Genomic DNA, 24,212 nt, shown 5'->3' with positions numbered 1-24,212 from the left:
TTCCCGTTTACCTACAGGGTGTATCTTAATTCAGCAGGCTACTTAGCAAAATGGCTGTAAGGGACTGTCGAAAGTTTCGTGCGGCGACACAATTATTATTAGCAATAGGTCGAAGACGATGGTAGGAACTATGGCGCATACAATGCTAGAACGCGAAGTGATCGCACATCGTGGGCTCAACACCCTCGCTCCTGAAAACACGCTTTCTGCTTTCAAGCTCGCTGCCGAGCATGGACTTTCGTGGATTGAAACTGATGTGGATATCCTCGGTGACGGCACACCCGTGGTAATCCATGACACTCTCCTCGACCGCACCACGAACCGTTCCGGCTATTTCTATGACCTCACCGAGGCTGATCTTCCTTCGATCGACGCCGGGGCCTGGTTTTCCAAGCAATACGCAGGCGAGCCTCTTCCCACCTTGCGTCAGCTTGTCGATCTGATGAACGAAACTGGCCTGAACGCCAATATTGAACTGAAGTCCAATGAGCGCGGTAAAGATGCCTCCCTCAAGCTCATTGAAAATACCCTCGCTGAGCTCGATCGTCTTGATCCAGAGCGTGAAATTATCATCTCCAGCTTCAACCATCTCCTTCTCCACCATGTCCACGAAGCACGCCCCGATCTTGCAATCGGAGCACTCTTCGTGAAAGAAAACCTCTGGCCCGACTGGCGTTCACTCCTCGAACTCGTCGGCGCCACCTATATTCACCCTGAAGATGCCAGCCTTACGCCAGAGCGTGTGGCAGCCTTCCGTGATGCCGGCTTCGGCGTTAACGTGTGGACTGTCAATAGTAAGGCTCGTGCAAATGAGCTCTTCAACTGGGGTGTTACGGGCGTATTTACGGATATTGCCCACGAATTTATGGCATAACCCATCCCGCCATAGCGAGGATTCGCCGGCGCCGATGCCGGCGTGGCACAGTGCGCCCAAAACGCGCTGTGTCGATTATTCCTGTGCGGGTAACGCAGGTGACGCGGGAAACCGCAGGTAGCGCGAGACGCCGTCGGTACAGCGGGCAACCGATTTACCGGCGGGGATGTCGCGATGCTTGCGGGGCCACCTTGTGCATCTGTGGGTGACGATTTGCCTGCCTGCACGGGAGCTGTCATGGCAATGCGGCTCCTGGCCGCGTTGCGCCTATAACTGAAAGTAACGCAACATGAATGAAACAATCGCTGCTTCGACGTCGCGTATTCCGCACTTCCTCAAGCGCGGAAAAATCGGAGCATTTCTCACGGTGGTTCTCACCGGTCAATTAGTTTATGTGTCCTTTGAGGCATTCAAAGGCGCGTTGATGCTCCCGCTCACGCAGTCGCTGGGAATCGGAATGGACCAATTCGGTATCCTCATGGGCTGGATTGGCATTGCAATGTTCTTCTACGTGCCTGCAGGCTGGGTAAATAACCGTTTCACGATCCGTTCCATCCTGATCGCATTCGCAGGCTGGCGACTCGCTACCTTTTTGATCTTGTTCTTGATTCCGAATTTGCCGTTCAATGTGATGGTGGTTATAGCTGCAAGCTGGGGTATTTGGGATGCAATTGGCTGGCCCGCGGTGGTTAACGGTGTTGTTTTTGTGGCCAAAGATGAGGATACTAAGGGCCGCGGTCTTGCAATGGGTCTGCTCGAAACGGTTCGCCGTGGACTCGAAGTTGTGATGAACCTGATCGTGATCGGTGCTATTGGTCTTTTCCCAGATCAGGCAGCCGGCGTGCTCAAGATTTTCGCCGTTGGTTACGCGCTTCTTCTCATTCCAATCATCTTTGCGCTGCTCCGTTTTGTGCCGAAGAACGCGGTTGCCGAGAGTGTGCAAATTGGCGACAAGAAGGCTGGCAAGAACGCAGCAGCGCTTGCCGGATTGGTGAATGTGCTGCTCAAGCCGCGCGTATGGCTCGCAGGTTTGGCTGCTATGTGCATTTACTGGACCTACGTGAACCTCATTTACTTGTCGGCGCCGTATATCAAGTTGGTTTTCCATGCTTCGGATTCGGTAGCTGGCATGTTCGGTATTTTCAATACTGGTCTTGTGGGCGTTTTTGCTGGTCTTGTGTCTGGTTTCATCGCTGACTATGTGTTTAAGTCCTCCACGGTGATGCTCGGCTTCGCGCTCTCGATCACCACAGCTGGTGCGTTCTGCGTGTACTTGCTCCCGGCTGGTTCGAACCTCATGTGGCTCGCAATGGTACTGCTCATGGTGATGGCAGTGGGCGTATTCATGGGCAAGGCCGTTATCTTGGCTCCTATCGCCGAGTTGCACCTGCCAGAGCATATTAGCGGTTCGGCGATGTCAGTTGGCTCCTTCCTCGCTTATGCCTCGGTGTTCTGGGCACACCCAATGACCGCCGGTATCGTGGAGGCCAACAAGGACAACCCTTACGTGGGTTACCAGAAGGTTCTTCTCATCACCATCACGGTGGCTTTGATTGGTGCAGCCTGTGCAATTGCGCTCGCGATCATCAACAAGCGTCTCGAAAAGAAGGGCAAGTTGGAGGACGCCGGTGCCAACGATCTGCTCACGGTCACCGCTGCTGAAGTGGATGAGTCGGAAGGCTTTGCCGACGCCGATATGGCACCTCACGCTGCTGGTTCTGTTTCGGCCGACTCCGGTACGATGCCTGATTCGCGGCAGTGAAGCTAGGTTCTGCCTGTTTGGTGGGGAGGGCGTGTGCTCGTGCGCAACAATTGTCGCACGAGCACACGCCCTCCCTGTTGTTCATCACTATTGCGATAGTTGAATTGTGTAATTTACCTCAACGGCGATAAAGAGTTTCACTTTCTAACTACTTCTAAATACTATTAGGAATAGCTCTCAATCTAGAATAGGGTAACTCATGTCAAATCTCGCTCCTCATCGCGCGTCACGCGCCACAGCAACGTGTGTCGATTTCGGCAGTAACAGCCATGTCAGTTTTGGACGCAACAGTAACGTCGTCGCCGTCGTATGTGCCGCACTTGCACTTATTTTCTCATCGCTTTCAACGCTCCCTGCCCATGCAGCCACGCAATACACAGTTTTCACAACCGGACACACAGATGCCATCACTGTAGTTCCCAACGGGGGAACGTTGTCGATGGTGTCGAAAGAAGACATCACGACTCCAGGAACGCCCACCTACCACAATCCAGCCGAAGTGATTTTCGGGGTAGTTGATGCGTCATACAGCGAGCAGACGAAGCAGATCCCACAAATCGCAGTAGCTGGATATACACTCCCTCAAGTTGAAGACCAACGCATGCTTTGGCCGGGCTTCGACAGTCTCAAAGTGGCACAGATTGATCCGGCGAAAATTGAATTCGAGTTCGTCTCGGCTAAAGGGCCAGGTAGCGTCTATATGTGGCAACAGGGATCATTTGGTGCGATTGAGTCGGTGCTTTCGGGAGGGGCTTTCCAAATTTCCGACGGCGTGAAGCTCACCCATCAAACCCCCACTCACCAGCATGTGAACTGGCTATTCACACAGCCGGGAGCCTACGATCTCACCGTGCGCGCGCACGTCACCTACCAAGACGGTGCAGTTGTTATCGCAGCTCCTGCTACCTATCACTGGGTGGTTGGCGACAAAGCCATTGCTGATGCGAAAGCCGGCAATTTTGTGCCACCTACTCAACCAACGAGCACTGCTACTCCGAGCAGCCTTTCAGCTGCACCAGCTAGTGCCGCGCCCAGCAACGCGCCCGCAGCTGCCGCGCCACAAGCCGAACAGTGCATCCCAACCGAGGTCAAGACTCCAATTGATGCCCCAGGTGCAGGGGGTACCCGCACGGGCGGAAGCTACACCATTCCAGCGAATACTCACGTTCACCCTAACTGGGTATTCACTGCTCCTGGTACCTACAAAGTGTCAATTACCCAGTCCACCACCTCAAAATCAGGCCAATCACTCACTACCTCGGGCACTCTCACATTCAACGTGGGGGGCTCTGGAAATGCGAACTCCGGACACTTTGATGTGGGCACCACCGCCAATGGTGGCTCTATCGCCATGAGTGTGAAGGATGACCGCACTCAACCCGCAAACTGGGTTTCGCCGAGTTCCCTGGTATTTGGCGTATCGAATGCGGCCAAAACTAATGCACCTGCCGGAATCGAATTCGTTGCCGCTGCGGGTAGCCCAATTTGGCTCATATCATCTTCACAGGTAAACGGTGTACCATGGGTGGGAGCCAATACGATGCACCCATCTTTACTCCAAAACACCTCCGGGAACGTCACCTGGACGCTCAACTCCGTTTCAGGTCCGGGTTCGCTTGCTGTATTCGAATCGGGCAATTTCGGCAAGATTGTAGGGCGCTACTGGTTCGGTGGTTCGTCCAGCTCAAGCGAGATGCCTAGCGGCGTTGTACAAGAGGGTGGCCAGTACTACCGCATTGAATATGTTGGAAAAACTGCCTCCGGTGCAGACTGCCAGCTCTCGCCAGAGCAAATTGCAGCTCTTCTCGCTGAGGGCAAAAACGTTGCTGCTTCGGCAATGCCAGGCAATCTCTCGAAAACAGGTTCAACATTAGTAACAACGGCAATAACCTGCGCTATTGTGCTCTTCGCCGGTGTCGCGCTGGTGATTTACCGCCGTCGTAGAAATGCTGTGGGTGCAACGTTGGCACACACGTCGTCGGCACCAGCGACGCCGCCTTCATCGTCTTCATCGCGAACGGACGCGAAGTGACGCAGAAGAACTGGAAGCGCCTCGCGGCGCTCGGTCTGGTAGCAGCGGTAGGTGCGTGTTCCTCCGCTGCTGCCACGCCTACCCAACGTACGGAAAATACACTCACTGTTGTAGCGAGCACTCCCATCATCGCCGATTTGGTGCGCAATGTTGCGCCAAAAGCGAATGTAGTGAGTCTCGTTCCAATGGGTGCAGATCCGCATACATATGAGCCTTCGCTCGCTACCTTGCGCGACGTGACCCATGCACGGATCGCATTTTCGAATCAGCTCATGTTCGAAGAAGCCTCGCTGATCAAAACGATCGATGCGAATCTGCCCGACGGCGCTCCCCACGTTGCGTTGGGGCAGGCAGCTGTACCATACGGGGCGCGGCACATTCGGCTCGTTGAAGATGCTTCGCTCGCAACAATCTGGCTCGGATTTCGAGTAGACGGACAAGGCTCGAGCACGGATCAAGTGCGTATGAGCGCTGTGAAAGTCTCGGGCCCAGGGGAACTTTCGGCATTTACGACAGGTACCTTTGGCAACCCTACCCCGTGGATGGCGAGCTATGACGGCATTGACGAGAAAGATGTCGTTTCCCTCCCAACGAATGCGCATACACACATGTCGTGGGGTTTCTCAAAGCCCGGCAAATATGAATTAACTATAAAAGCCGAGCTAATCCACGACGGTACAAGCAAAGCACTGGGCACCACCACCATTACCTTCATGGTTGGTCAAGACCCGCACGGCGTGGCACCGACGATCCTCGATTCTGGACATGTGGATATTACGGCTCATCTAGCTGGCGGAATAACTCTTGACGGCACGGGCGAAACCGGATCGGCAGCCACCTACGACTCAAAGAATGTGGTGGTAGCTGTACCACACGCCGTCGCCACGACTGTGCCCTCCAACGAATGGAAATTCTTGGGTGCTCCTGGAAACGAAGCCTGGGTACTCGCCCAGGCAGTGCTCGGCAGACACGTGCACGGCGAAATCGATCCGCACTTATGGCACGACGTTAAGAACGCGATCGCCTATGTGGAAGTCATTCGCGATCAACTCTCCTCAGTTGATCCGCAGCACGCTGGTGAATACCAGAAAGCAGCTGCGCAATACATAGACAACCTGCGTAACCTCGATGAGTGGATGCGGTCGGTGCTGGGATCAATCCCTAAACCACAGCGCAAACTCGTGACTGCGCATGACAGCTTCGGCTACCTCGCCAAGGCTTATGGTCTCGACGTTGCAGGATTTATTGCGCCGAACCCCAGCTTGGAGCCGTCGGTGCAAACTCTTGCCAACCTCACTCGTACTCTGCGCGATACCAAAGCTCGCGCGGTATTTATTGAGCCGGCAAATCGAACACATGCAGCTGAACTCATCAATCTTGCTCATCAGGCGAAAGTTCAGCTGTGCGAAGTGCAATCGGATACCTTCGTCGAAGGTGTCGATTCGTACATTGGTCTTATGGAATTTAATGCAAAATCCCTTAAATCCTGTCTGGATCCGGAGTCGCTTCCGGCCTGGGATCGTGCATGGCACTCAAAGAAAGATGAACAAAAATGAGATTATCGCGAGTATTGGCGCCGGTGGCGCTCGTGTGCGCAGCACTATTTACTGTTCCTACAGCTGCCGTGGCGGAGGATTCTCCCAAGCCGGTACCTGCTGATCCAGCACTCACCCAAGTTGTGGACGCCAATGAGAAAGTGGCACCACGTGGAACACCCGTAGAGATTTCCGCTGGTCACGTTGATATGGGGCCAAAGTTCATTGATGGTACCTGGACTTTGATGGCGCGCGACGACGTGTCCAAGCCTGCTACCTGGAGGCATATCGACGACGTCGTCTTCCGTGTTCGTGACAAGGGCAAGATCGCTGTTCCCGCCGGAAAAGAATACTCGTTTATCCGGGCGGACAAGGAAGTCTGGGTAGTTCCACAGCAGGAAATCGCAAATGTTGTTTGGCTCGGATGGAATACCCAAGACCCTAATGTGGTATCGAAAGTTAATGGCGGAGTTTCGCTGATTTTTGGTGGGCATCAAGGACCAGGGCATTTCAATGTGTTTTTGCAGGCAGGAAACTTTGCTGGCCCTCAACAACTGTGGAAAGGTGACTCGGAAGAATCGCAGCCGATTCACGTTGAACTCAATACGCACACCCACGCTAACTGGGTGTTTACTGAGCCAGGAACTCACCTCGTGCGAATCACAGCGCAAGCCCAGCTCAAAGACGGTACCACGGTAGAAAACACACAAACTCTACGCTTTGCCGTGGGAGATGCAGCAAATGCGCAGCAAGCGCTAGGTGCCAAGTGGGACAAGGAAACCGAACCTGCTGCACCTGCGAAGGTAGATGAACCAAGCACGGTGGATAAGTCCACGTCGTTGCCGCTCCTTATCGGTTTAGGATTGCTTGCGGTTGCCGTAGCGGTGGTTCTTGGAATCTTCTTGGGACGCCGCGCTACCAAGAAACGCCAGGCCGAGGCTGCTGCGGCGGTATCGACGACGGCCTCAGCGTCAGCGCCGGACTCGAAACCGGTGTCGGGGGTGACCTCAGAACAGGCAGCATCGGCGTCGGACTCGGAACCGGCGAAGCATCGCGCGCCTGAGGTAGAAACTCCTGGTGATACTCAGTGAAACCAGTAGTACACATCGACGGGCTCAATGTGAGCCTAGGCGGACGCCATGTGCTCCGCGACATTAATCTCGATGTATATCCGGGAGAACTTTTGGGGCTGATTGGCCCTAATGGTGCTGGTAAAACCACATTAATGCGTTCAATTATGGGATTGATTCCGCTTGATTCGGGAAAAATCCACAGCGAGGAATCCGCGGCGAAAATTGGATACGTACCGCAACGTCAAGATATTGACTGGACGTACCCAATTTCCATCGAAGGCATGGTTATGACGTCGTATCTTGCTGAACTTGGGATGTTTAGGCGACCACGCAAAGAGCACTGGGCTGGCGTTTACGCTGCACTGCGCAAAGTTGGATTGTATGAGCTGCGTGCGCGCACAATTGCTGAGCTCTCAGGCGGGCAAAAACAACGCGTGCTCATTGCACGAGCTCTGGCTACCAATCCGATCATGCTACTTCTCGATGAGCCGTTTTCTGGTTTGGATCATCCCAATCAAGATGCGCTCTCCGATCTTTTCGTTGAGCTGGCTCGTAGCGGAGTGTCGATTGTGATGTCTACTCATGATTTGAGTCAAGCGGTGGATATTTGTGATCGCCTTGCCATGATTAATCGGACAGTTCGGGCAATTGGCAAACCGCAAGATCTGCTCATTCCTGATTTATGGATGGAGACGTATCAGGTGCGCGCCGATTCTGCATTATTGCGTTCACTAGGAATGGGAGTGCGATGAGCCTGATTGATTTCTTAAATGATTTGACGAACCCAGTGTTGGCTTTCCTGCCGCGGGCGCTCTTGATTGCAATTATGAGCTCGGTGGTGTGCGGAGTTGTGGGTGTACACGTGGTATTACGTGGGCTTTCGTTCGTTGGCGACGCGCTCTCGCATGCCGTGTTTCCCGGCGTCGCTATCGCCTTCGCTTTGCAAGGATCAATCTTGCTTGGTGGCGCGGTGGCGGGTCTTGTTGTAGCCATTCTCATCACCACATTCTCCCAAAACCGCAGGTTGCGTGAGGATTCCATCATCGGAATATTCTTTGCAGCAGCATTTGCGCTCGGTTTGGTGATTATGTCGCGGATACCAGGCTATACGGGATCGTTGGAGTCGTTCCTCTTTGGTTCGCTCTCAGGCGTAACCAATACAGACTTAATCGTGGTAGCAGCTTCAGGATTCTTTATTCTGGCCATTTTAGCGTTGCTTCACCCGTACATCGTACTGGTAAGCATTGACCGCGATCACGCCCGTGCACTCGGTATCAAATCGATGCTCGTGGATCTCGTTCTTTACCTTGCTATTGCTGCCACAGTAGTTATATCTGTGCAGTCAATCGGCAATATTTTAATTCTTGCGCTGCTCATCGCTCCGGCGGCGAGCGCGCGTATGCTCACAGATCGCGTTGTGACCATGATGGTGATTGGCCCGGTGCTCGGTTCTATCGCTGCATTTATTGGCGTTTGGGCCTCGTGGCAGTGGAATTTGCCAACAGGTGCCGCCATTGTGCTCTGCTCATCAGCGTTGTTTGTGCTCATATGGATCTTCGCTCCACGCAGAGGTATTGCTGCTGGATTTTTATCAAAATTGGTACGACTTAGAAAGGTCGCCCCGTGAAAATTAAAAAAGTGATTGCTGCGCCAATCCTCGCTTGCGGATTGTTGCTCAGCGCTCTACCAGGAGTTTCTGGTTCTTCGACTGCTTTTGCAGCCGATTCTGGATCTGCGGGCACAGCAGATACTGAGCATAAGCCTGGTGATCCTGGTTATGGCGATATGGTTCCGGCCGATCTCAAGGTTCCGTTTGGTAGCAAAGCAGCGCTACCGGGTGCAAAACCGGATGCCGAAAACAAAGTTCCGCACATTTGTGCTGGAAAGAAGCTTCTCCACCACGCGCATGTTGACGCTGGTTATGTGACGCGCGTAAACGGCGTCTTCACCGTAACCGTTGTTGACGGGCAGCAAGTGGTGAAAGATCCTTCCACTGTCTGTGTGCGTCTTGCGCCAGATGCGCGCAGCTCAGACGGGCAAGAGATTTCCCGTATGATCGTGCCTGATACAGCTGGATACTCGTTTTTAGGGGCGCCGAAAACAATTCTTTGGCATGCTCCACAGCAAGAAATTGATGGTTGGCGTCCAGTTTGGGCGGGACTTGGAGCTTTTGATTCTCATCACGAGGTGAAGCTTCCAGCCGACGTTCTTCTCGACGAAGTAAAACTCCGCCTTTCAAAGGTTACGGGTCCAGGAAAGGTTGAAGTCTGGCGTACAGTTGGATTTGAGCCTCCACGCCGCGGACTTTCCTCTGATCCTGCACTGCCACCAGTGAAGTTGAATGTGGGAAGTCACGGTCACTGGAGCTGGACCTTCTCCCAAGCGGGTGTGTATCAGCTAGGCTTTGAAGCGAGCTACCAGAATCTGGCGAAGCAAACTATTGTGTCGCAGCCTTCCGCTATTACGTGGCTGGTAGGTACCGATGACGACGTGGAACTTCCGAAGGGAACCACGACGGGCTCGAACCCGATCAAGTTCTCGGCGGAAGATATTTTGGCTGGCAAGGTACCTGCGCCAGGTGGTGACACGACGACTCCAGGTGATACCACGGGTGGTACAAACGGCGGAACGACCGGTGGAACGACTCCACCGCCGTCGTCCAACGGAAACCAAGCTGATTACGAGAAGGCGATCCGTGATCAGATCGTAGGCGTTACGTATAGTCCAAAATTTATTCCGAATACTGTTGTTTCTGCTGGCAAGTATGTGCTGAGAGGGTCATATCCAGCGCCAGGAACAAGCGAGAACAACTATCTCAACATGAAACTTGTTGATGCTACGGTGCCCGGAAAAGAACAAGATGTGAATAAAGATAAAGCGTTCGCAATTGAGGTTCCAGATACTTTGCGTCAAAAGGTAACGCAAGAGGCAGGAGACTTGTATAAGTCGTCGTTGAACGGAAACGTGTGGCATCTTCCGGAGAAAAACACCGACAAAAATGCTTCACTTGGTTTCGATTTTTCGGCGATCACCAAAGACCAAGTTTCCCAACCAATTGTGTACAGCGTTTTCTACAAGCAGATGCCAAAAGAAGCGCGCTACCTCAGTGGCAATATGAGCAATAACATTCTCAAGATCCGGCTTGATACCGCTAGTGAAACCCCTCGAGATATTCTCGACGAGGGAGCAGTGCTGGATGAATCGCACCTGTTTACTCGGCCAGGTCTGTACATGATCGAATACGATGTGACAGCCAAAGACGCAAAGGGTAATTCCTCCTACGATTCGCGCACTGTGTACTTCGTTGTTGGAAATGACACGATCAATGTGATGCGGAAGATGGCCTACGAGAAAGCTGTGGCTCTCGCGGACGATCCTAACAGTGTGCCGCAGCCGCAGCTTCTACCTGGAAGCGTTATTAATACGACGCCTACACCGCCGTCTGGTACAGGTGACAATGGTGGCACCACCACTACACCAACTACACCGGTTGCACCAGCGAAAATTTCGCTGGCCGAGGCTCGCACGCAGTTGAATGCCTCGTTGCCAGGTGTGCTTGGCGCGCTCATCACCAAGGGACACATGGATCAAATGCTGAGCTACGACGGTAAAGACGCACGAGTATTTGTGCACGACACCGCCGTACCTTCCAAGCCATTGATGCACCAATCAGGGAATTTTGCCTACGCCGTGCCTGATTCTGCGTGGAAGGTGATTCCGAACAATCCAGAATATGCGGAATTGAAAAAGGCAGCTCCGCAGGGTGTATGGATGCTTCCTGAAGCTCAGGAAGATGGATTGCCTTGGGTAGGATTTTCTACGCTGAGCGTCAAGTACGACGGCGTTGGCAAAGAAGGCGTGAAGGTTTCGTTGCGTAATGTGCGCGGACCAGGTCGAATGATCACGGGTCATTCTGGCATTGGTACCTTTACGAAGCTGCTCGACACCGAGACTCCTGATGCCACGGTAACCTATGCGAAGCCGAATCACGATCACCAGGCGTTCTATTTCACCGCACCTGGCACGTACACCATGGATTTTGTGTACACCATGCAGCTAGTTGACGGATCGAAGGTCGAGAAGGTGCTCACCGCGCGTTTCTTGGTGGGAGATACTTCCGTTACTGCGGGCAAGGAACATCTTGAAAATGCCGGAGCTCCGACTGATCCAGCTAGCACAGCTCAGCCAGGGCCAGCGGGCCGCCAGCCGCTACCTGTTAACGAGGTAGTATCCCACCTCAACAAGGGCGAAGCCATCCCAGTATGGCGCGATACTGCGCCTGGATCAGGTGTGCCAGCACCACAACCAGCTACTGCGGCTGTGCCGGTAAGTAGTGCACCTGCTGATACGACTTCTGCGGTAACGCCAAGTTCGCGAGCAGAGACTGGTAGTGCTGGTCGGGCTGCGCGTCGCGGAGCGGCGGCGTCTGTGGGTGCAGCTTCATCCGGTGACGCCGGACAAGTGGCCAATGCTTTGATGCAAACTCCAACTCCGGCAGATCCGAATGCTGCTCAGGCTGATCCGAATGCCATTGCTGGCACTGAGAATGCTGTGCAGGCACTTGACGCTCCGGACGAGCACGTTTCTTCACTGACGAACCCAGCAAATGGCTCGAAAGCCTTGGGTAGTGGCGGTACGCCATTCTGGCAGTGGGGACTTCTCGGAACTGGTGTGTTGGCAATGATTGGTGCAGGATCGTACGTTTTTGCGATTCGTAAGTGAACATTACTTGTTATGCACTTGATGTGTCGCACATATCAAGTGCATAACAATAACTGAATAAGTACTCCTTAGCTGGGGCGATTTTGGGGTTATCGACGCCGTTACCGGCGGCGCGATAACCCCAAAATCGCCTTAGTTACACCCGCATTCGGTAGATAACCTAGACTAGAGTTGCTCGTGTCCACGCAATAAAGTGGATACAGTGCGTCGCAGCTCGGAAATTGTGTAAATCCGGTGCTCCGTAGCTTGGAAGTTCGCGCGCCACATCACGCAGGTGAACACTCACCGCCATCTACTGAATGTAGGGATATGAACGAATTTATTACTACGGGAATTGGTCTGGCACTCATGCTTGGGCTGATTCTATTATTGCAGCTCAATTCTGGTGTGAAAGCAGGATTTGCACCCGTTTGGGCCGCAGTGCGGGCAATCGTGCAGTTGGCTGCGATTGCTGTAGTGATGCAGGGAATTTTCAAAAAACCCGTAACCGCTTCGGTGTTCCTTCTTCTTATGGCAACAGTCGCGATCTACACGGCATCGAAACGTCTGGCAGGACTCCCTTTTGGGACGAAAGCGGCATGTGTTTCTATTCTCTGTGCTGCGAGCGTGTGCGTGACCATTGTTTTTGCCTGCCGAATGATGGAATTTACGGTGTCGAATCTCATCGCCGTTGGCGGCATTATTATCGGGAACTCAATGAGCGCGGCAACCCTAGCTGGCCGCAATTTTCTGCGTACTTCGCGTGCTCAACGCGGCGAGATTGAGGGCTGGTTCGCTTTGGGCGCTCAGCCGAAACAAGCCTTTGCAGAGGTAGCACGCACGTCGATTCGTGAAATGCTCATCCCAAACCTCGACCAAACGAAGAACACTGGCCTTGTTACTCTGCCGGGTGCCTTCGTTGGTGCGTTAGTTGGAGGTGCTTCGCCGATCCAAGCAGCACGTTTTCAAGTAGTCGTGCTTGTGGGCATCATGCTCGCACAAACTATCGTTGGGGTTGTGGCCACCCAAATTCTTTCTCGTGCAACCGTCATAGTTGCTGATGCCGAAACGGCGAAATAACAGCGGTAATCCACAACAGCACATGGCAACAGACACCAATTCCACAAGGCAACGTTCATGACGAAAAAGATTCACGTACCCGAATTCTGGAGCGCAAACCAGCAGGCTGTATGGGAAAAACAAGAGGAAATTCGCACTAGCCTTAATCTCGCGCGCGCGACCTTGGCTGAAATCCGGTACGGATATGCGAAAAAACGCGAGTACTGGAACTACGGCGGCCCCGAGGTCGCCATCTGCCGAGAATTTTGTGTAGCTACTCCATATGGCTCGGTGAACGTGCGACTCTATGAACCGGAAGCAATAATTTCGCAGCGTGTGGTGGTGTATGCGCACGGCGGTGGTTGGATCGTTGGTGATCTGAACACTCACGACCGCCTGTGCAGGGAACTTGCGGTAGCCACGCGCGCCGCCGTTCTCGCCGTTGATTACACGCTCTCGCCCGAGGCGAAATATCCGCAGGCCTTGGTGGAATTTTTGGCCTGTGTGGGCTGGGCGCAGGAACATTTTTCTCAAGTGTGGTGTGCGGGCGACTCAGCGGGTGCCACCTTGAGTTTGGGTGCAGCTTTGTGGATCCGCGATTCGCAAGGCGAAATTGGGCAGCTTAGACTGCGTTCTCTGCACGGTTTGCTGCTGTTTTACGGCGGTTACGGTCTGCGCGATTCGCGCTCGCGTCAGACTTTGGGCGGTTATTGGGATGGTATGGACGACGCCGATTGCGCAGCTTATGAGGCTGCGTACCGCGTCCCTGGGGAAGCGGCGCCCTATCATGACGTACTTGATTTAGATCTTAGTTTCGGAATTCCGCCCAGTTTTATCCTCGGTGCGGAATTTGATCCACTTCGTGATGATTCACGGGTTTTATTCGACCGGCTTCAAGAGAACCAGCCGCGGGTTGAATATTACGAGGCGCCAGGGGTGTTGCACGCATTTTTGCAATACATCAGATTGTTGCCTGAAGCCGCCCACAGCATCGCTCAAGCTGCGCGCTTTGTGCAAAGTGTGGGCGACTCCGTAGCAGTTCAGCAAGCCGAAGAGCAGCCTCATTCAGCCACTGAATAGTTCTCGGTACTTTAGCGTGTTGCCGATGCGCTTTCTGGCGAGAGCGATGGTTCCGACGTCGGTTCCTTACGAACAGGAGCAGCGCTAACGTCCGCTGTAGAAGCTGTGGCAACGTCGTCATCATCAAATAAATCGGACGCAACTGCCGAATTGTATTGATCCATGTCGATAATGCCTTCGCGTTTCGCTACAACCGATGCAACAACTATCTGACCTGCAACGTTAACAGCCGTACGACCCATGTCGAGAATAGGGTCAATTGCTAGCAACAGGCCTACCCCTTCGAGGGGTAAACCCAAGGTGGAGAGCATGAGTGTGAGCATTACGGTGGCGCCGGTCAATCCTGCAGTGGCGGCGGAACCCACCACCGAAACGAAAATAATCAGCAGATAATCGACGGGGCGCAGTGGCATATTGAAGAACTGCGACACGAAAATTGCTGAAATAGCAGGATAAATCGACGCGCACCCGTCCATTTTTGTGGTCGAGGCGAGGGGTACGGCAAACGAGGCGTAACTCGACGGCACGCCAAGGTTCTTTTCAGTGACGGCTTGAGTAACAGGTAATGTGCCGATTGACGAACGCGAGACGAATGCCAGTTGAATTGCGGGCCAGGCTCCGCGGAAGAACTGCCGAATGCTCAGTCCATTTGTACGAAGAATGATGGGGTAAACCACGAATAGTACGAGCACTAGCCCGAGATAGATCGATATCGCAAACACGCTGAGCTGTGCGATTGAAGCCCAACCGTAGGTGGCCACTGCGCGACCCACCAAACCGATTGTGCCGATTGGTGCAAGTCGGATAATCCACCACAAAATTCGCTGAACCACTGACAGTAGCGAAGCGTTGAAACTGAGGAAAGTTTCCGCTTTCTGACCTTGTCGAAGTGCCGCTGCACCCACCACCAGCGCAATGACGATGATTTGTAATACGTTGAAATTGAGCGATGTTGTGATCGTATTGTTCGCAGCGTCTGCTGTGCTACTGGCTTGAATGCCAAGGAAATTCGACGGTATGAGCCCCACGAGGAAATCGAGCCAATCGCCGGTGTGGCTAGGTTTCGAGCTAGTGGCGGTAGAGATTGCGGCGTTTTTGCCAGGATTGGTGGTCAAGCCAATCGCGATACCGATCGAAACGGCGATAAACGCAGTGATGGCAAACCAGAGCAAAGTTTTCACGGCGAGCCGTGTGCCATTTGCAACGCCGCGAAGATTAGCGATCGACGCAACGATTGCGGTGAATACGAGTACCGGAACTACTGCCTTCAGTAGGGTGATAAAAGAAGATCCGATGGTAGTGAGGGTGAACGTGAGCCAATTGGGCTTGTCGGGTGCGGGAGCGCCCATTCGGAGAGCGACCCAACCAAGTAGGCCGCCAATAATAAGGCTGAGCAGGATTTGTGTGCCGAAAGATGGAAGAATTTTCCTCTTTTTAGAGTTTTGCGGTGAGGTTGCGGATTGCATAGGGTTGTCCTTTCTGATGGGGTTATCTTTTGGGACGACGCCGTTACCTTCAGTCTCGTCGAAAGGCGAGAATTTTTCTAGACCTTGTGGCGTGCACGATACAATAAGGCGAGCCGGTGCATAGTGGACTGATCTTGTGCAACGGAAAATAATAGAGCTGCACAAGCAGAAAAACGATGGTGCAACTGCGTCGTATTAATTAGGGCAAGGCTCTACGTGCTTGCAAACGCTAAAAGTTATGCCATGCAACAACAGCGATCGTTGCACGCAGCCGCGCAGCAGCTACAGCCGCACGAAAGGCGGTGAGCAGGTGCGTATGGTGCAATGATGCGGTACATGGAATCTCCTTGAGTCGGTAATATCCGATTTAAGAAGCATAAACAACGGTGCCTAACAGTTCAAGAGCACAGAGGTGATCGTCGTCTCCCTGTACACATCACAACGTGTTTTGATGACGTCCAGAACGCAGTTTTATAACGCCCGCGGCGCGACCGTCGTCGAAAATAAAATACTCACAAAATGTATCTATATAAATGAGTTTCATAAAACGCTGATATTTGCGAGAAATTAATGCTACGCTACTTTATCAAGAGTAGTTTTCGCAGAATTTCGCGGAAAATCGCTCACGTACATGCATGTATGCGTGTACAAACACACTCGCACACGCTTCCTCGACGAAGAGGAAGATATCTCAAAATATTCGAAAAAGATGCAAAGGCGTATCTATATCTATGAGAGGTAATTTGATGTCGGAGAGTAACATCAAGACGGCTTCTTGGCGGACCATCATTGCGATGGTTTTGCTCCCACTTATGGTGTTTGGAGTATTTCTTGGTCTCGCCAACTCGAAGTCAGCCCCGAAGGGCGCAATCGTGAATAACGATAAGTCGGCAATGGTAGCTGGCGAATCTATGAAACTTGGCGACGAAGTTTCCAAGGGCATGATTGACGATCCTAATATTGCTTGGGAAGTGGTAGACGCTGTTACTGCTGAACGAGGCCTAAAGGACGGAACTTATGCTGCTTCCGTGACAATCCCCAAAGATTTCACCGCCAATGCCAGCTCGTTTACCAACAACAAAGCGAGCCAGGTCAACAATGCAAAGCTTCTGATCGACGTCAGCGAAAACACGACGCTGGCCGATGGTCTGATCGCGCAAATAGTCAATAGCGTTGCTACTGATTCGGTCAATCAAGCGCTCACCACCGGTTATGTGGACGGCGTGATGGACGGATTCAACCAAGTTGGCAATTCCTTTGTGCAGATCGTAGACGGCGCGCGCCAAATTGAGTCGGGAAGCACCGAGCTTGCAGCGGGTACGTCTGAAGCCAGTAGCGGCGCTGGTGAGCTAGTTGATGGCATGCGGCAACTTGCCGACGGCGGTCACGAGCTTTACTCCGGCACGAACGAGTTGTCGTTTGGTGCGAAGCAGCTTTCCGACGGTGCTGGGCAGCTTTCCGCTGGTACCGGCGAATTATCTGCTGGTGCGAATGAACTTGGCGCAGGAGCAGCACAGCTCAATAGTGGTGCAAATGATCTCGCTGTGGGCGCATCTAGTCTCGACGCCGGGGCGCAGCAAGTTGCAGGCGGTGCTGGTGAATTGGCAGCTGGAACTACTGTACTCAAGGCAGGATCTGCGGAACTAGCAGCAGGTGCAGTACAGTTTGCTGCGGGTATTCCAGAACTTCAGGCGGGAGCCACTAGTCTAAAAGACGGCGTAGCTCAATATACAGCGGGCGTGGCACAAGCAAAGCCGGGCGCTGATCAGCTCGCAGCCGGATTATCGCAGCTTTCTGCCACTATGAAAGTATTGGCAGATCCGAATGCAGATCCGGCTACGCCGCCAATGAGCGATTTTGTGGCAGGTTTCCAAGCATCTGGGATTGATCAGCAAGTCGCTGCGGTTTGTACTCAACTTGGAAGTCCAGCAGGTTGCGACCAAGCGGTAATGCAAATTGCCACCGGCTCATTTATAGGTGGCGTGCAAGCGCTGGCTGGAGCCACGGCACCTGATATTCAAACAATGAGTACCGGTATGAATGAACTGCAGGCGGGGTTGAACCAGCTTGTTGCAAACAACGATGGATTGAATACCGGAGCAACGCAGCTTGAGCAGGGTGTAATGCAAGTTCAGGGATATGCCAACGAACTTGCTACCGGTGCTGGTCAGCTTGACGCAGGTGTGCAGCAGGTGGATGCAGGCGCGCAATCGCTGGCTGGAGGAGCGAATGAACTTGCTGGTGGTACGTCGCAGGTGAGTTCCGGAGCTGCTGAGCTCGCTCAAGGCACGTCGCAACTAGCGGGTGGCGCAAGCCAGCTTGTAGCGGGAGTTTCCCAGCTCAACTCTGGTGCACTGGAAGTCAGGATGGGGGCTGGAGAACTCGCGACCGGAGCTAAGCAGTTGAACTCCGGTGCTGGTGAATTGAGTGCTGGAATTGATGAAGCTCGTTCCGGTGCAGGTGAACTGAATGACGGATTGAAGCAAATCAACGACGGCACTGTTCAGTTGAACCAAGGCACAAAGACTTTCACCTCTGAGCTTGTTAAAGGCCAAGGAGATTTGCCCAAGTTCACGAAGAGCGATCGTGAAGTGTTGTCTAAAGCCGCTGCTGTTCCGGTTATGAAGATGGACATCGTACAACCAGGAACCTTTGCAATGATCGGCATTTTGATTGCTGGCCTTATCTGGGGAGTCGCGTTCTTGGCATTTGCAGGGCGCGCCGTTGCGGGGGCTGCATCGAGCAAGTCTTGGGCAGCTGGACTCACCAAGGTCGGTGCAGTATCGGTGCTGATGGGAGCAGTGCTTGGCGGTATTGGAGCATTCGCAGCGGAGGCCAGTGGCGCAACTGTTGTGTCGTTGATTCTCGTTGGCGCAGTGCTTGGAGCGAGCTTCCTGTTCATCATGCATGCGCTGGTAGGCTGGCTCGGCAATATTGGGCGTGCAATCGCTATTGGTTTGCTCGCTCTCACGCTGGTTATTGGTATTACCGAGGGCACATCGCCGTGGCTACGGGCTCTCGGGAAAATTTCCCCATTAGAGAATGGATCCGACCTGATCCGCGCTGTTCTCTCCGGCGGCTCTATTGGTGGATTGGCACTCGGCGCAGCAGTATTCTTGCTGATTGGTTTGGGTGGATCGTTTGCACTTTCCCTGAAAGGGAAGGCACTCGCTTCACCGGCAACTGCATAAACAATATAGTACGTGCGCTTAGTGCATAACCGGAAGGCGGTAGAGCTCATTCCTCTACCGCCTTCCTTTTATTCTGCTTATTCTTCATTGATATGGCATTTAAAATATATGAGAATCATTGGATCCGTCCCATAATAAGAACCGGTTTGGGATTATTATGTTTGCGCAAGGTAGGCTTCAAACATTGTTGTAATAAAAGTTGTAATACACGATGTCATGCAAGGGAGAAATTGTGGACGATATCGCTAAGGGAATTGAACAAGTAGCCAATGCCATCACCGTTTATGGAACGATGTGGATTCTCATTGGAACGGGCTTGTTCCTCACTTGGCGTACTCGTGCGGTGCAACTTCGACTTTTTCGGCACATGGTGCACGTTGTGCTCGGCTCTCGTGCTGGCTCTAAGGACGGAATTTCTTCATTCCAAGCATTTACCATCTCGCTCGCAGCTCGTGTAGGCATCGGCAATGTGTTTGGTGTTGCGGCAGCTCTGCTCATGGGCGGCCCAGGTGCGATCTTCTGGATGTGGGTGGTTGCGCTGGTAGGAATGGCTACAGCGTTCTTTGAAGCTGTTCTTGCCCAGGTTTTTAAGGTCGACGCCGGTGACGGCACCTTTCGTGGTGGCCCAGCCTACTATATGCGTTACGGCATGAACTCCAAGATTATGGGCGCGGTCTTTGCCATTATCACTGTGGTTACCTGTGGTGTTGTGATTACGTCTGTGCAGTCGAATGCCATTGCTTCAACTCTTTCTGCCACGGCTAAAACAAGCGCACCGGTTACGGCAGTCATTTTGTTCGTGTTGGGAGCGCCGATCATTTTCGGTGGTATTCGGTCGGTTGCCCGAGTGACTGAAATTATGGCACCGGTGATGGCGTTGATGTACATCGTCATGGCTTTTGCGATCGTGCTGATCAACATCAAGCAATTCCCGCATGTTATCGGGTCGATTATTAATTCTGCTTTTGCTCCTGAACCTCTTGTTGGCGGGCTTGGCGGAGGAATCCTCGCCGCCGTCATTAATGGAACGAAGCGTGGGCTTTTCTCAAACGAAGCGGGTCAAGGTACTGCTCCTAACGCTGCAGCTACTGCAACTGTGGCTCACCCGGTTTCGCAAGGTCTTATTCAATCGCTTGGCGTTTTTGTGGACACCATTCTGGTGTGTACTGCCACCGCTTTTATTATTCTGGACGCCGGTCCAGAAGTGTGGATGGGTGAGGGCGTAAACCCTGCCAACCTCACCACCTTGGCCGTGGCACATGAACTCGGAAATTGGTCGATCATTCCGATGGCGATCATGATCTTTGTGCTGGCATTTTCCTCAATTATTGGCGCCTACGTGTATTCAGAAGTGAATATGTTCTTCGTGACTAGCTCGAAAATTGGCACGTGGATTGTGCGTGTGGCATCGGTATTTTCCATTGTGTTGGGCGCGCTTGTTTCGCTCAACATCGTATGGGCAACCGTGGATATTGCAATGGCGGTTATGACCATCACGAATCTTATTGCGCTCGTTATGCTCTCGAAGTGGGGCGTTGCCGCGCTACGTGACTACGAGAAGCAGCGCAAGGCAGGGATCTCAGAGCCACAGTTCGTGGCTTCGGAGTGTGATGGACTTCCGCAGCTTCCAGCTGAGAGTGTGTGGAACCGCAAAGACGTTCTACAGGCGTGACGTTCTACGCGCTTTGAGCACATGAACCTTCTGCACGCTTAAAGCACACAGAAGAATCGCACGCTTAAAGTGTTCTCAAACGCCCCTATAGTTCCCAGTTGATCGGTTCTGCGCCTTGTGCAATGAGCAGGTCATTCGCCCGCGAAAACGGCCGAGATCCAAAAAATCCGCGCGAAGCTGAGAGTGGCGATGGATGCACAGATTCAATTGTGGGCGTACTGCCCAGAAGCGGTTTAAGTTCCTGAGCTTGGCGTCCCCACAAAATTGCGACGAGGGGAGCGTTTCGCGCAACAAGCTGTTTTATCGCATGTTCGGTTATCGCTTCCCAACCTTTTCCGCGGTGCGACGCCGGTTTGCCCGGTTCAACCGTCAGTGCTCTGTTGAGGAGCATGACGCCGTTTTCGCACCAAGCACTGAGGTCGCCGTGCTGCGGGATCGGCGCCCCGACGTCGTCGTGCAACTCTCGGTAGATATTGGAAAGTGACCGTGGTAGCGGACGTACGTGCGGGTGAACTGAAAACGACAACCCCATCGGATGCCCTGGCGTCGGATAAGGATCTTGACCTACGATGAGAACTTTCACATTCTGCAAAGGGTAGGTGAAAGCGCGAAATACCGACCCTCCCTCTGGAAGATAGCCGCGTCCTGCTTGGAGCTCAGTGCGCAGAAAATCTCCCATAGCGCGAATATTGTGTTCCACCGAAGCCATTGCTTGAGCCCAATCGGGCGCCATTAACTCATTGAGCGGAAGTGTGGTCATGGTACAAGGGTAACGCGCTAGTGGTGCGGATGTGTAGAGGCAAAGGTTAAGGTAGAGATATGCAAGGGAACGCAGAAGAAAAGGATGATGACGCCGGTCTGCAGCTTTATCGAGACGTGTTACGTATCGAAAAGGGCTGGTGGACCATTGCACGCACGCGCGAAGACGCGATCAACGTGGTGCTTGGCATTAGTCCGATGCGGTATTACCTGTTGCTTTCTGAGCTGCTGGACACTCGAGAATTTTGGGAACTTGATCCGGTGTTGGTAGACCGTTTGCGCAGCTTGCGTGATCGCCGTCTGGCCGAGCGTGGTGAACTTCCAGATCGAAAAGTGAGTGAAATAGCGTCCGATGTGCCCGAAACGCAGACCGGTACTGATGATTTCTTGACTGAGGGAGTAGACTTACAGCGTGGCTGAAAATTATCCAGAAGATGAATTTGACCGTTTAGCTCAAGAACGCGAGACGCACGGTGCGCACCGCGTGCCGCGAAAGAATCGTGGCTGGTGGATTGCGCTGATCGCCGTATTGGTATTCGCGCCGCTTGTTGGTATTGGCGCGGGTCAGCTCTACGCTTCTACCCGTTCTAGCAGCTCGGAGAGTACGTCGAGTAGTGCGTCAACGAGTGATAGCTCTACATCTGATGCGAGTAAAGACAGAGCATCGAATTCTGATAAATCTGGAACGGATGCACAAAAAGACTCTGCGACATCGTCTGATTCGGGCGCTGCAGCGAATAGCGGCAATTCGGCTAACCCACCAGCTCAGCAGGCTGCTCCAGTGACGCCTGCAGCTCCTGCAACGCCGCAACCTAATATGGCTGCCAAGATTCAGGTGCTCAACGGCAAGGGAACTAAGGGGTACGCAGCTTCCCAAGCGAAAATTCTTACCGACGGCGGATATTCCTCGGTAGCTGCGGATAATTACACGAAGTCGACGCCACGCACAGCCACAGTTTATTTTGCGGATGATTCTCTTGAGGTTACTGCGAAGGACGTGGCTGCTAAGCTCGGAATTTCGCAGGTGCTAAAGGCGCCCGAAGCTGTGAAAGCACCGAACCAGATCGTCGTCGTTCTGCGATAAAGCTGCCAAAATCTTTGACTCTTGGTTGCGGGCGAAGTTTGTGTGCGGAATTTGCCTGTGGTGAACATATCCACTTCGCGGTACATCCGTCTTGCACTCGATGAGTGAGAGTGCCAGAATCGTATTAGCACTCGTTTATCGAGAGTGACAGTTTCACAGCCGATGAGGTGCGCAAGCCAACGGGAAATGAACGCTGGCGTGCGGATCGTCCGTCGCGGGCATTGGCTGAACTAAAACCCATTATTGGGAGGAATAAACTACCAATGGCAAAGATTATTGCATTCGACGAAGAAGCCCGTCGTGGCATGGAGCGTGGACTCGACACCCTCGCCAACACCGTGAAGGTTACGCTCGGGCCTAAAGGCCGCAACGTTGTGCTCGAAAAGAAGTGGGGCGCCCCAACTATCACCAACGACGGCGTTTCCATCGCAAAAGAGATCGATCTTGAAGAGCCATTCGAGAAGATTGGCGCTGAGCTCGTTAAGGAAGTTGCCAAGAAGACGGACGACGTCGCTGGCGACGGCACCACCACCGCTACGGTTCTCGCACAGGCACTTGTTAAGGAAGGCCTGCGTAACGTTGTAGCAGGTGCGAACCCAATCGCGCTTCGCAAGGGTATCGATATCGCAGTTGACGCAGTTGTTAAGCAGCTGCTCAAGAATGCTAAGGAAATCGAAACCAAGGACGAAATCGCTGCTACTGCTGCTATTTCAGCTGGCGATCGTGAAATTGGTGAACTCATCGCCGAGGCTCTTGACAAGGTTGGCAAGGAAGGCGTTGTGACCGTTGAAGAGTCCAACACTTTCGGCACTGAACTTGAGCTCACCGAAGGTATGTCCTTCGACAAGGGCTACCTCTCGCCATACTTCGTGACCGATCCAGAGCGTCAGGAAGCTGTGCTGGAAGATGCTTACGTGCTCTTGGTTGAGTCGAAGATTTCGAACGTCAAGGATATGCTGCCAATTCTCGAGAAGGTTATGCAGACTGGCAAGCCACTCGTGATTATTGCTGAGGATGTCGAGGGTGAAGCACTCGCAACTCTAGTTGTGAACAAGATTCGTGGCACCTTCAAGTCGGCTGCTGTGAAGGCTCCTGGCTTCGGCGATCGTCGCAAGGAAACCTTGCAGGATATGGCTATCCTCACTGGTGGACAGGTTATTTCCGAGACTGTTGGCCTCAAGCTCGAGACTGCCGATATCGACTTGCTCGGTCAGGCTCGCAAGGTTGTGCTCACCAAGGATTCGACCACCATCGTTGAAGGTGCTGGCGCTGCTGAGGACATTGCTGCTCGCGTGGCAACGATCAAGTCGCAGATCGAGAAGTCCACATCGGACTACGATCGTGAGAAGTTGCAAGAGCGCTTGGCAAAGCTTGCTGGCGGTGTTGCTGTTATCAAGTCTGGTGCAGCAACTGAAGTTGAGCTCAAGGAGCGCAAGCACCGCATTGAGGACGCTGTTCGCAATGCAAAGGCTGCAGTTGAAGAAGGTATCGTTGCTGGTGGTGGCGTTGCTCTGATTCAGGCAGCTGACGAAGCGCTCGCAGGTCTCAACCTCGAGGGTGACGAAGCTACCGGCGCAAACATTGTACATGTTGCAGTTTCGGCACCGCTCAAGCAGATCGCTATTAATGCTGGTCTTGAGGGTGGAGTCGTGGCTGAGAAGGTTCGCTCCTTGCCGGTTGGTCAAGGTCTGAATGCAGCAACCGGCGAATACGAAGATCTCCTCGCTGCTGGTGTTAATGACCCAGTGAAGGTGACCCGTTCGGCTCTCCAGAATGCTGCTTCGATTGCTGGTCTCTTCCTTACCACCGAGGCCATCGTGGCAGATAAGCCTGAGCCACCAGCCCCAGCTGCTGGTCATGCAGGCGAAGACATGGGCGGAATGTACTAATTCCGAGATTTCTTCATAGACGAGGGCCGGCTGCA

The 24,212-nt window shown here is 53.1% G+C and carries 17 protein-coding genes; 15 read left to right on the top strand and 2 right to left on the bottom strand.

Annotated features, from left to right (window positions below; translation table 11 throughout):
• The first annotated feature begins 130 nt into the window (after positions 1-130).
• The 10 genes from EZJ44_RS01485 (at position 131) to EZJ44_RS01440 (ending at position 14,116) form a co-directional block, all read left to right on the top strand.
• Positions 131-874: a glycerophosphoryl diester phosphodiesterase gene (locus tag EZJ44_RS01485; protein WP_131279410.1), complete on the top strand. Its 744-nt coding sequence runs from the start codon at positions 131-133 to the stop codon at positions 872-874.
• 289 nt (positions 875-1,163) lie between these two features.
• Complete coding sequence (locus EZJ44_RS01480) at positions 1,164-2,636, top strand: MFS transporter (RefSeq protein ID WP_131279407.1); 1,473 nt, start codon at positions 1,164-1,166, stop codon at positions 2,634-2,636.
• Positions 2,637-2,835: 199 nt separating this feature from the next.
• Entirely contained in the window at positions 2,836-4,668 is a 1,833-nt protein-coding gene (locus tag EZJ44_RS01475) for a choice-of-anchor M domain-containing protein (protein WP_206661827.1), read from the top strand.
• Positions 4,665-6,224, top strand: a complete 1,560-nt coding sequence (locus tag EZJ44_RS01470; protein ID WP_241658544.1) for an anchored repeat ABC transporter, substrate-binding protein — start codon at positions 4,665-4,667, stop codon at positions 6,222-6,224. The genes EZJ44_RS01475 and EZJ44_RS01470 overlap by 4 nt, the downstream gene beginning before the upstream one ends.
• Complete coding sequence (locus EZJ44_RS01465) at positions 6,221-7,294, top strand: choice-of-anchor M domain-containing protein (RefSeq protein ID WP_131279405.1); 1,074 nt, start codon at positions 6,221-6,223, stop codon at positions 7,292-7,294. Before EZJ44_RS01470 ends, EZJ44_RS01465 begins: the two co-directional genes overlap by 4 nt.
• Positions 7,291-8,028 (top strand): anchored repeat-type ABC transporter ATP-binding subunit, encoded by a 738-nt coding sequence (locus tag EZJ44_RS01460; RefSeq protein ID WP_131279403.1) that lies wholly within the window; start codon positions 7,291-7,293, stop codon positions 8,026-8,028. Before EZJ44_RS01465 ends, EZJ44_RS01460 begins: the two co-directional genes overlap by 4 nt.
• Positions 8,025-8,903: an anchored repeat-type ABC transporter permease subunit gene (locus tag EZJ44_RS01455; protein ID WP_131279401.1), complete on the top strand. Its 879-nt coding sequence runs from the start codon at positions 8,025-8,027 to the stop codon at positions 8,901-8,903. Before EZJ44_RS01460 ends, EZJ44_RS01455 begins: the two co-directional genes overlap by 4 nt.
• A complete protein-coding gene (locus tag EZJ44_RS01450) occupies positions 8,900-11,998 on the top strand; it encodes a choice-of-anchor M domain-containing protein (protein ID WP_131279399.1) in 3,099 nt (1,032 codons plus the stop codon). Before EZJ44_RS01455 ends, EZJ44_RS01450 begins: the two co-directional genes overlap by 4 nt.
• Before the next feature lie 309 nt (positions 11,999-12,307).
• Positions 12,308-13,057, top strand: coding sequence for an ABC transporter permease (locus EZJ44_RS01445; RefSeq protein WP_131279397.1), 750 nt, complete (start codon positions 12,308-12,310; stop codon positions 13,055-13,057).
• Between the two features lie 57 nt (positions 13,058-13,114).
• Complete coding sequence (locus tag EZJ44_RS01440) at positions 13,115-14,116, top strand: alpha/beta hydrolase fold domain-containing protein (RefSeq protein WP_131279395.1); 1,002 nt, start codon at positions 13,115-13,117, stop codon at positions 14,114-14,116.
• A gap of 11 nt (positions 14,117-14,127) precedes the next feature.
• On the opposite strand, the gene EZJ44_RS01435 is transcribed toward EZJ44_RS01440, so the two are convergent.
• Entirely contained in the window at positions 14,128-15,582 is a 1,455-nt protein-coding gene (locus tag EZJ44_RS01435; protein ID WP_131279393.1) for a dicarboxylate/amino acid:cation symporter, read from the bottom strand.
• 746 nt (positions 15,583-16,328) lie between these two features.
• On the opposite strand from EZJ44_RS01435, the gene EZJ44_RS01430 reads away from it, so the two are divergent.
• Both EZJ44_RS01430 and EZJ44_RS01425 read left to right on the top strand, forming a co-directional pair.
• Positions 16,329-18,773, top strand: coding sequence for a YhgE/Pip domain-containing protein (locus EZJ44_RS01430; protein WP_165496065.1), 2,445 nt, complete (start codon positions 16,329-16,331; stop codon positions 18,771-18,773).
• Between the two features lie 232 nt (positions 18,774-19,005).
• Positions 19,006-20,445 (top strand): alanine/glycine:cation symporter family protein, encoded by a 1,440-nt coding sequence (locus EZJ44_RS01425; protein WP_131279389.1) that lies wholly within the window; start codon positions 19,006-19,008, stop codon positions 20,443-20,445.
• Between the two features lie 85 nt (positions 20,446-20,530).
• Here EZJ44_RS01425 and EZJ44_RS01420 read toward each other — a convergent pair whose 3' ends face one another.
• Positions 20,531-21,205, bottom strand: coding sequence for a uracil-DNA glycosylase (locus tag EZJ44_RS01420; RefSeq protein WP_131279387.1), 675 nt, complete (start codon positions 21,203-21,205; stop codon positions 20,531-20,533).
• Positions 21,206-21,264: 59 nt separating this feature from the next.
• On the opposite strand from EZJ44_RS01420, the gene EZJ44_RS01415 reads away from it, so the two are divergent.
• The 3 genes from EZJ44_RS01415 to groL all read left to right on the top strand — a co-directional run bounded on the left by EZJ44_RS01415 (position 21,265) and on the right by groL (position 24,177).
• Complete coding sequence (locus EZJ44_RS01415) at positions 21,265-21,624, top strand: DUF3263 domain-containing protein (protein ID WP_131279385.1); 360 nt, start codon at positions 21,265-21,267, stop codon at positions 21,622-21,624.
• Positions 21,617-22,288: a LytR C-terminal domain-containing protein gene (locus tag EZJ44_RS01410; protein WP_131279383.1), complete on the top strand. Its 672-nt coding sequence runs from the start codon at positions 21,617-21,619 to the stop codon at positions 22,286-22,288. The genes EZJ44_RS01415 and EZJ44_RS01410 overlap by 8 nt, the downstream gene beginning before the upstream one ends.
• Positions 22,289-22,551: 263 nt before the next feature.
• Complete coding sequence (gene groL, locus EZJ44_RS01405; protein WP_131279381.1) at positions 22,552-24,177, top strand: chaperonin GroEL; 1,626 nt, start codon at positions 22,552-22,554, stop codon at positions 24,175-24,177.
• The last annotated feature ends 35 nt before the right edge of the window (positions 24,178-24,212 follow it).

The sequence above is a fragment of the Arcanobacterium bovis genome (assembly GCF_004331995.1).
Lineage (GTDB): Bacteria > Actinomycetota > Actinomycetes > Actinomycetales > Actinomycetaceae > Arcanobacterium_A > Arcanobacterium_A bovis.
This window is presented reverse-complemented; position numbering and strand designations above follow the sequence as displayed.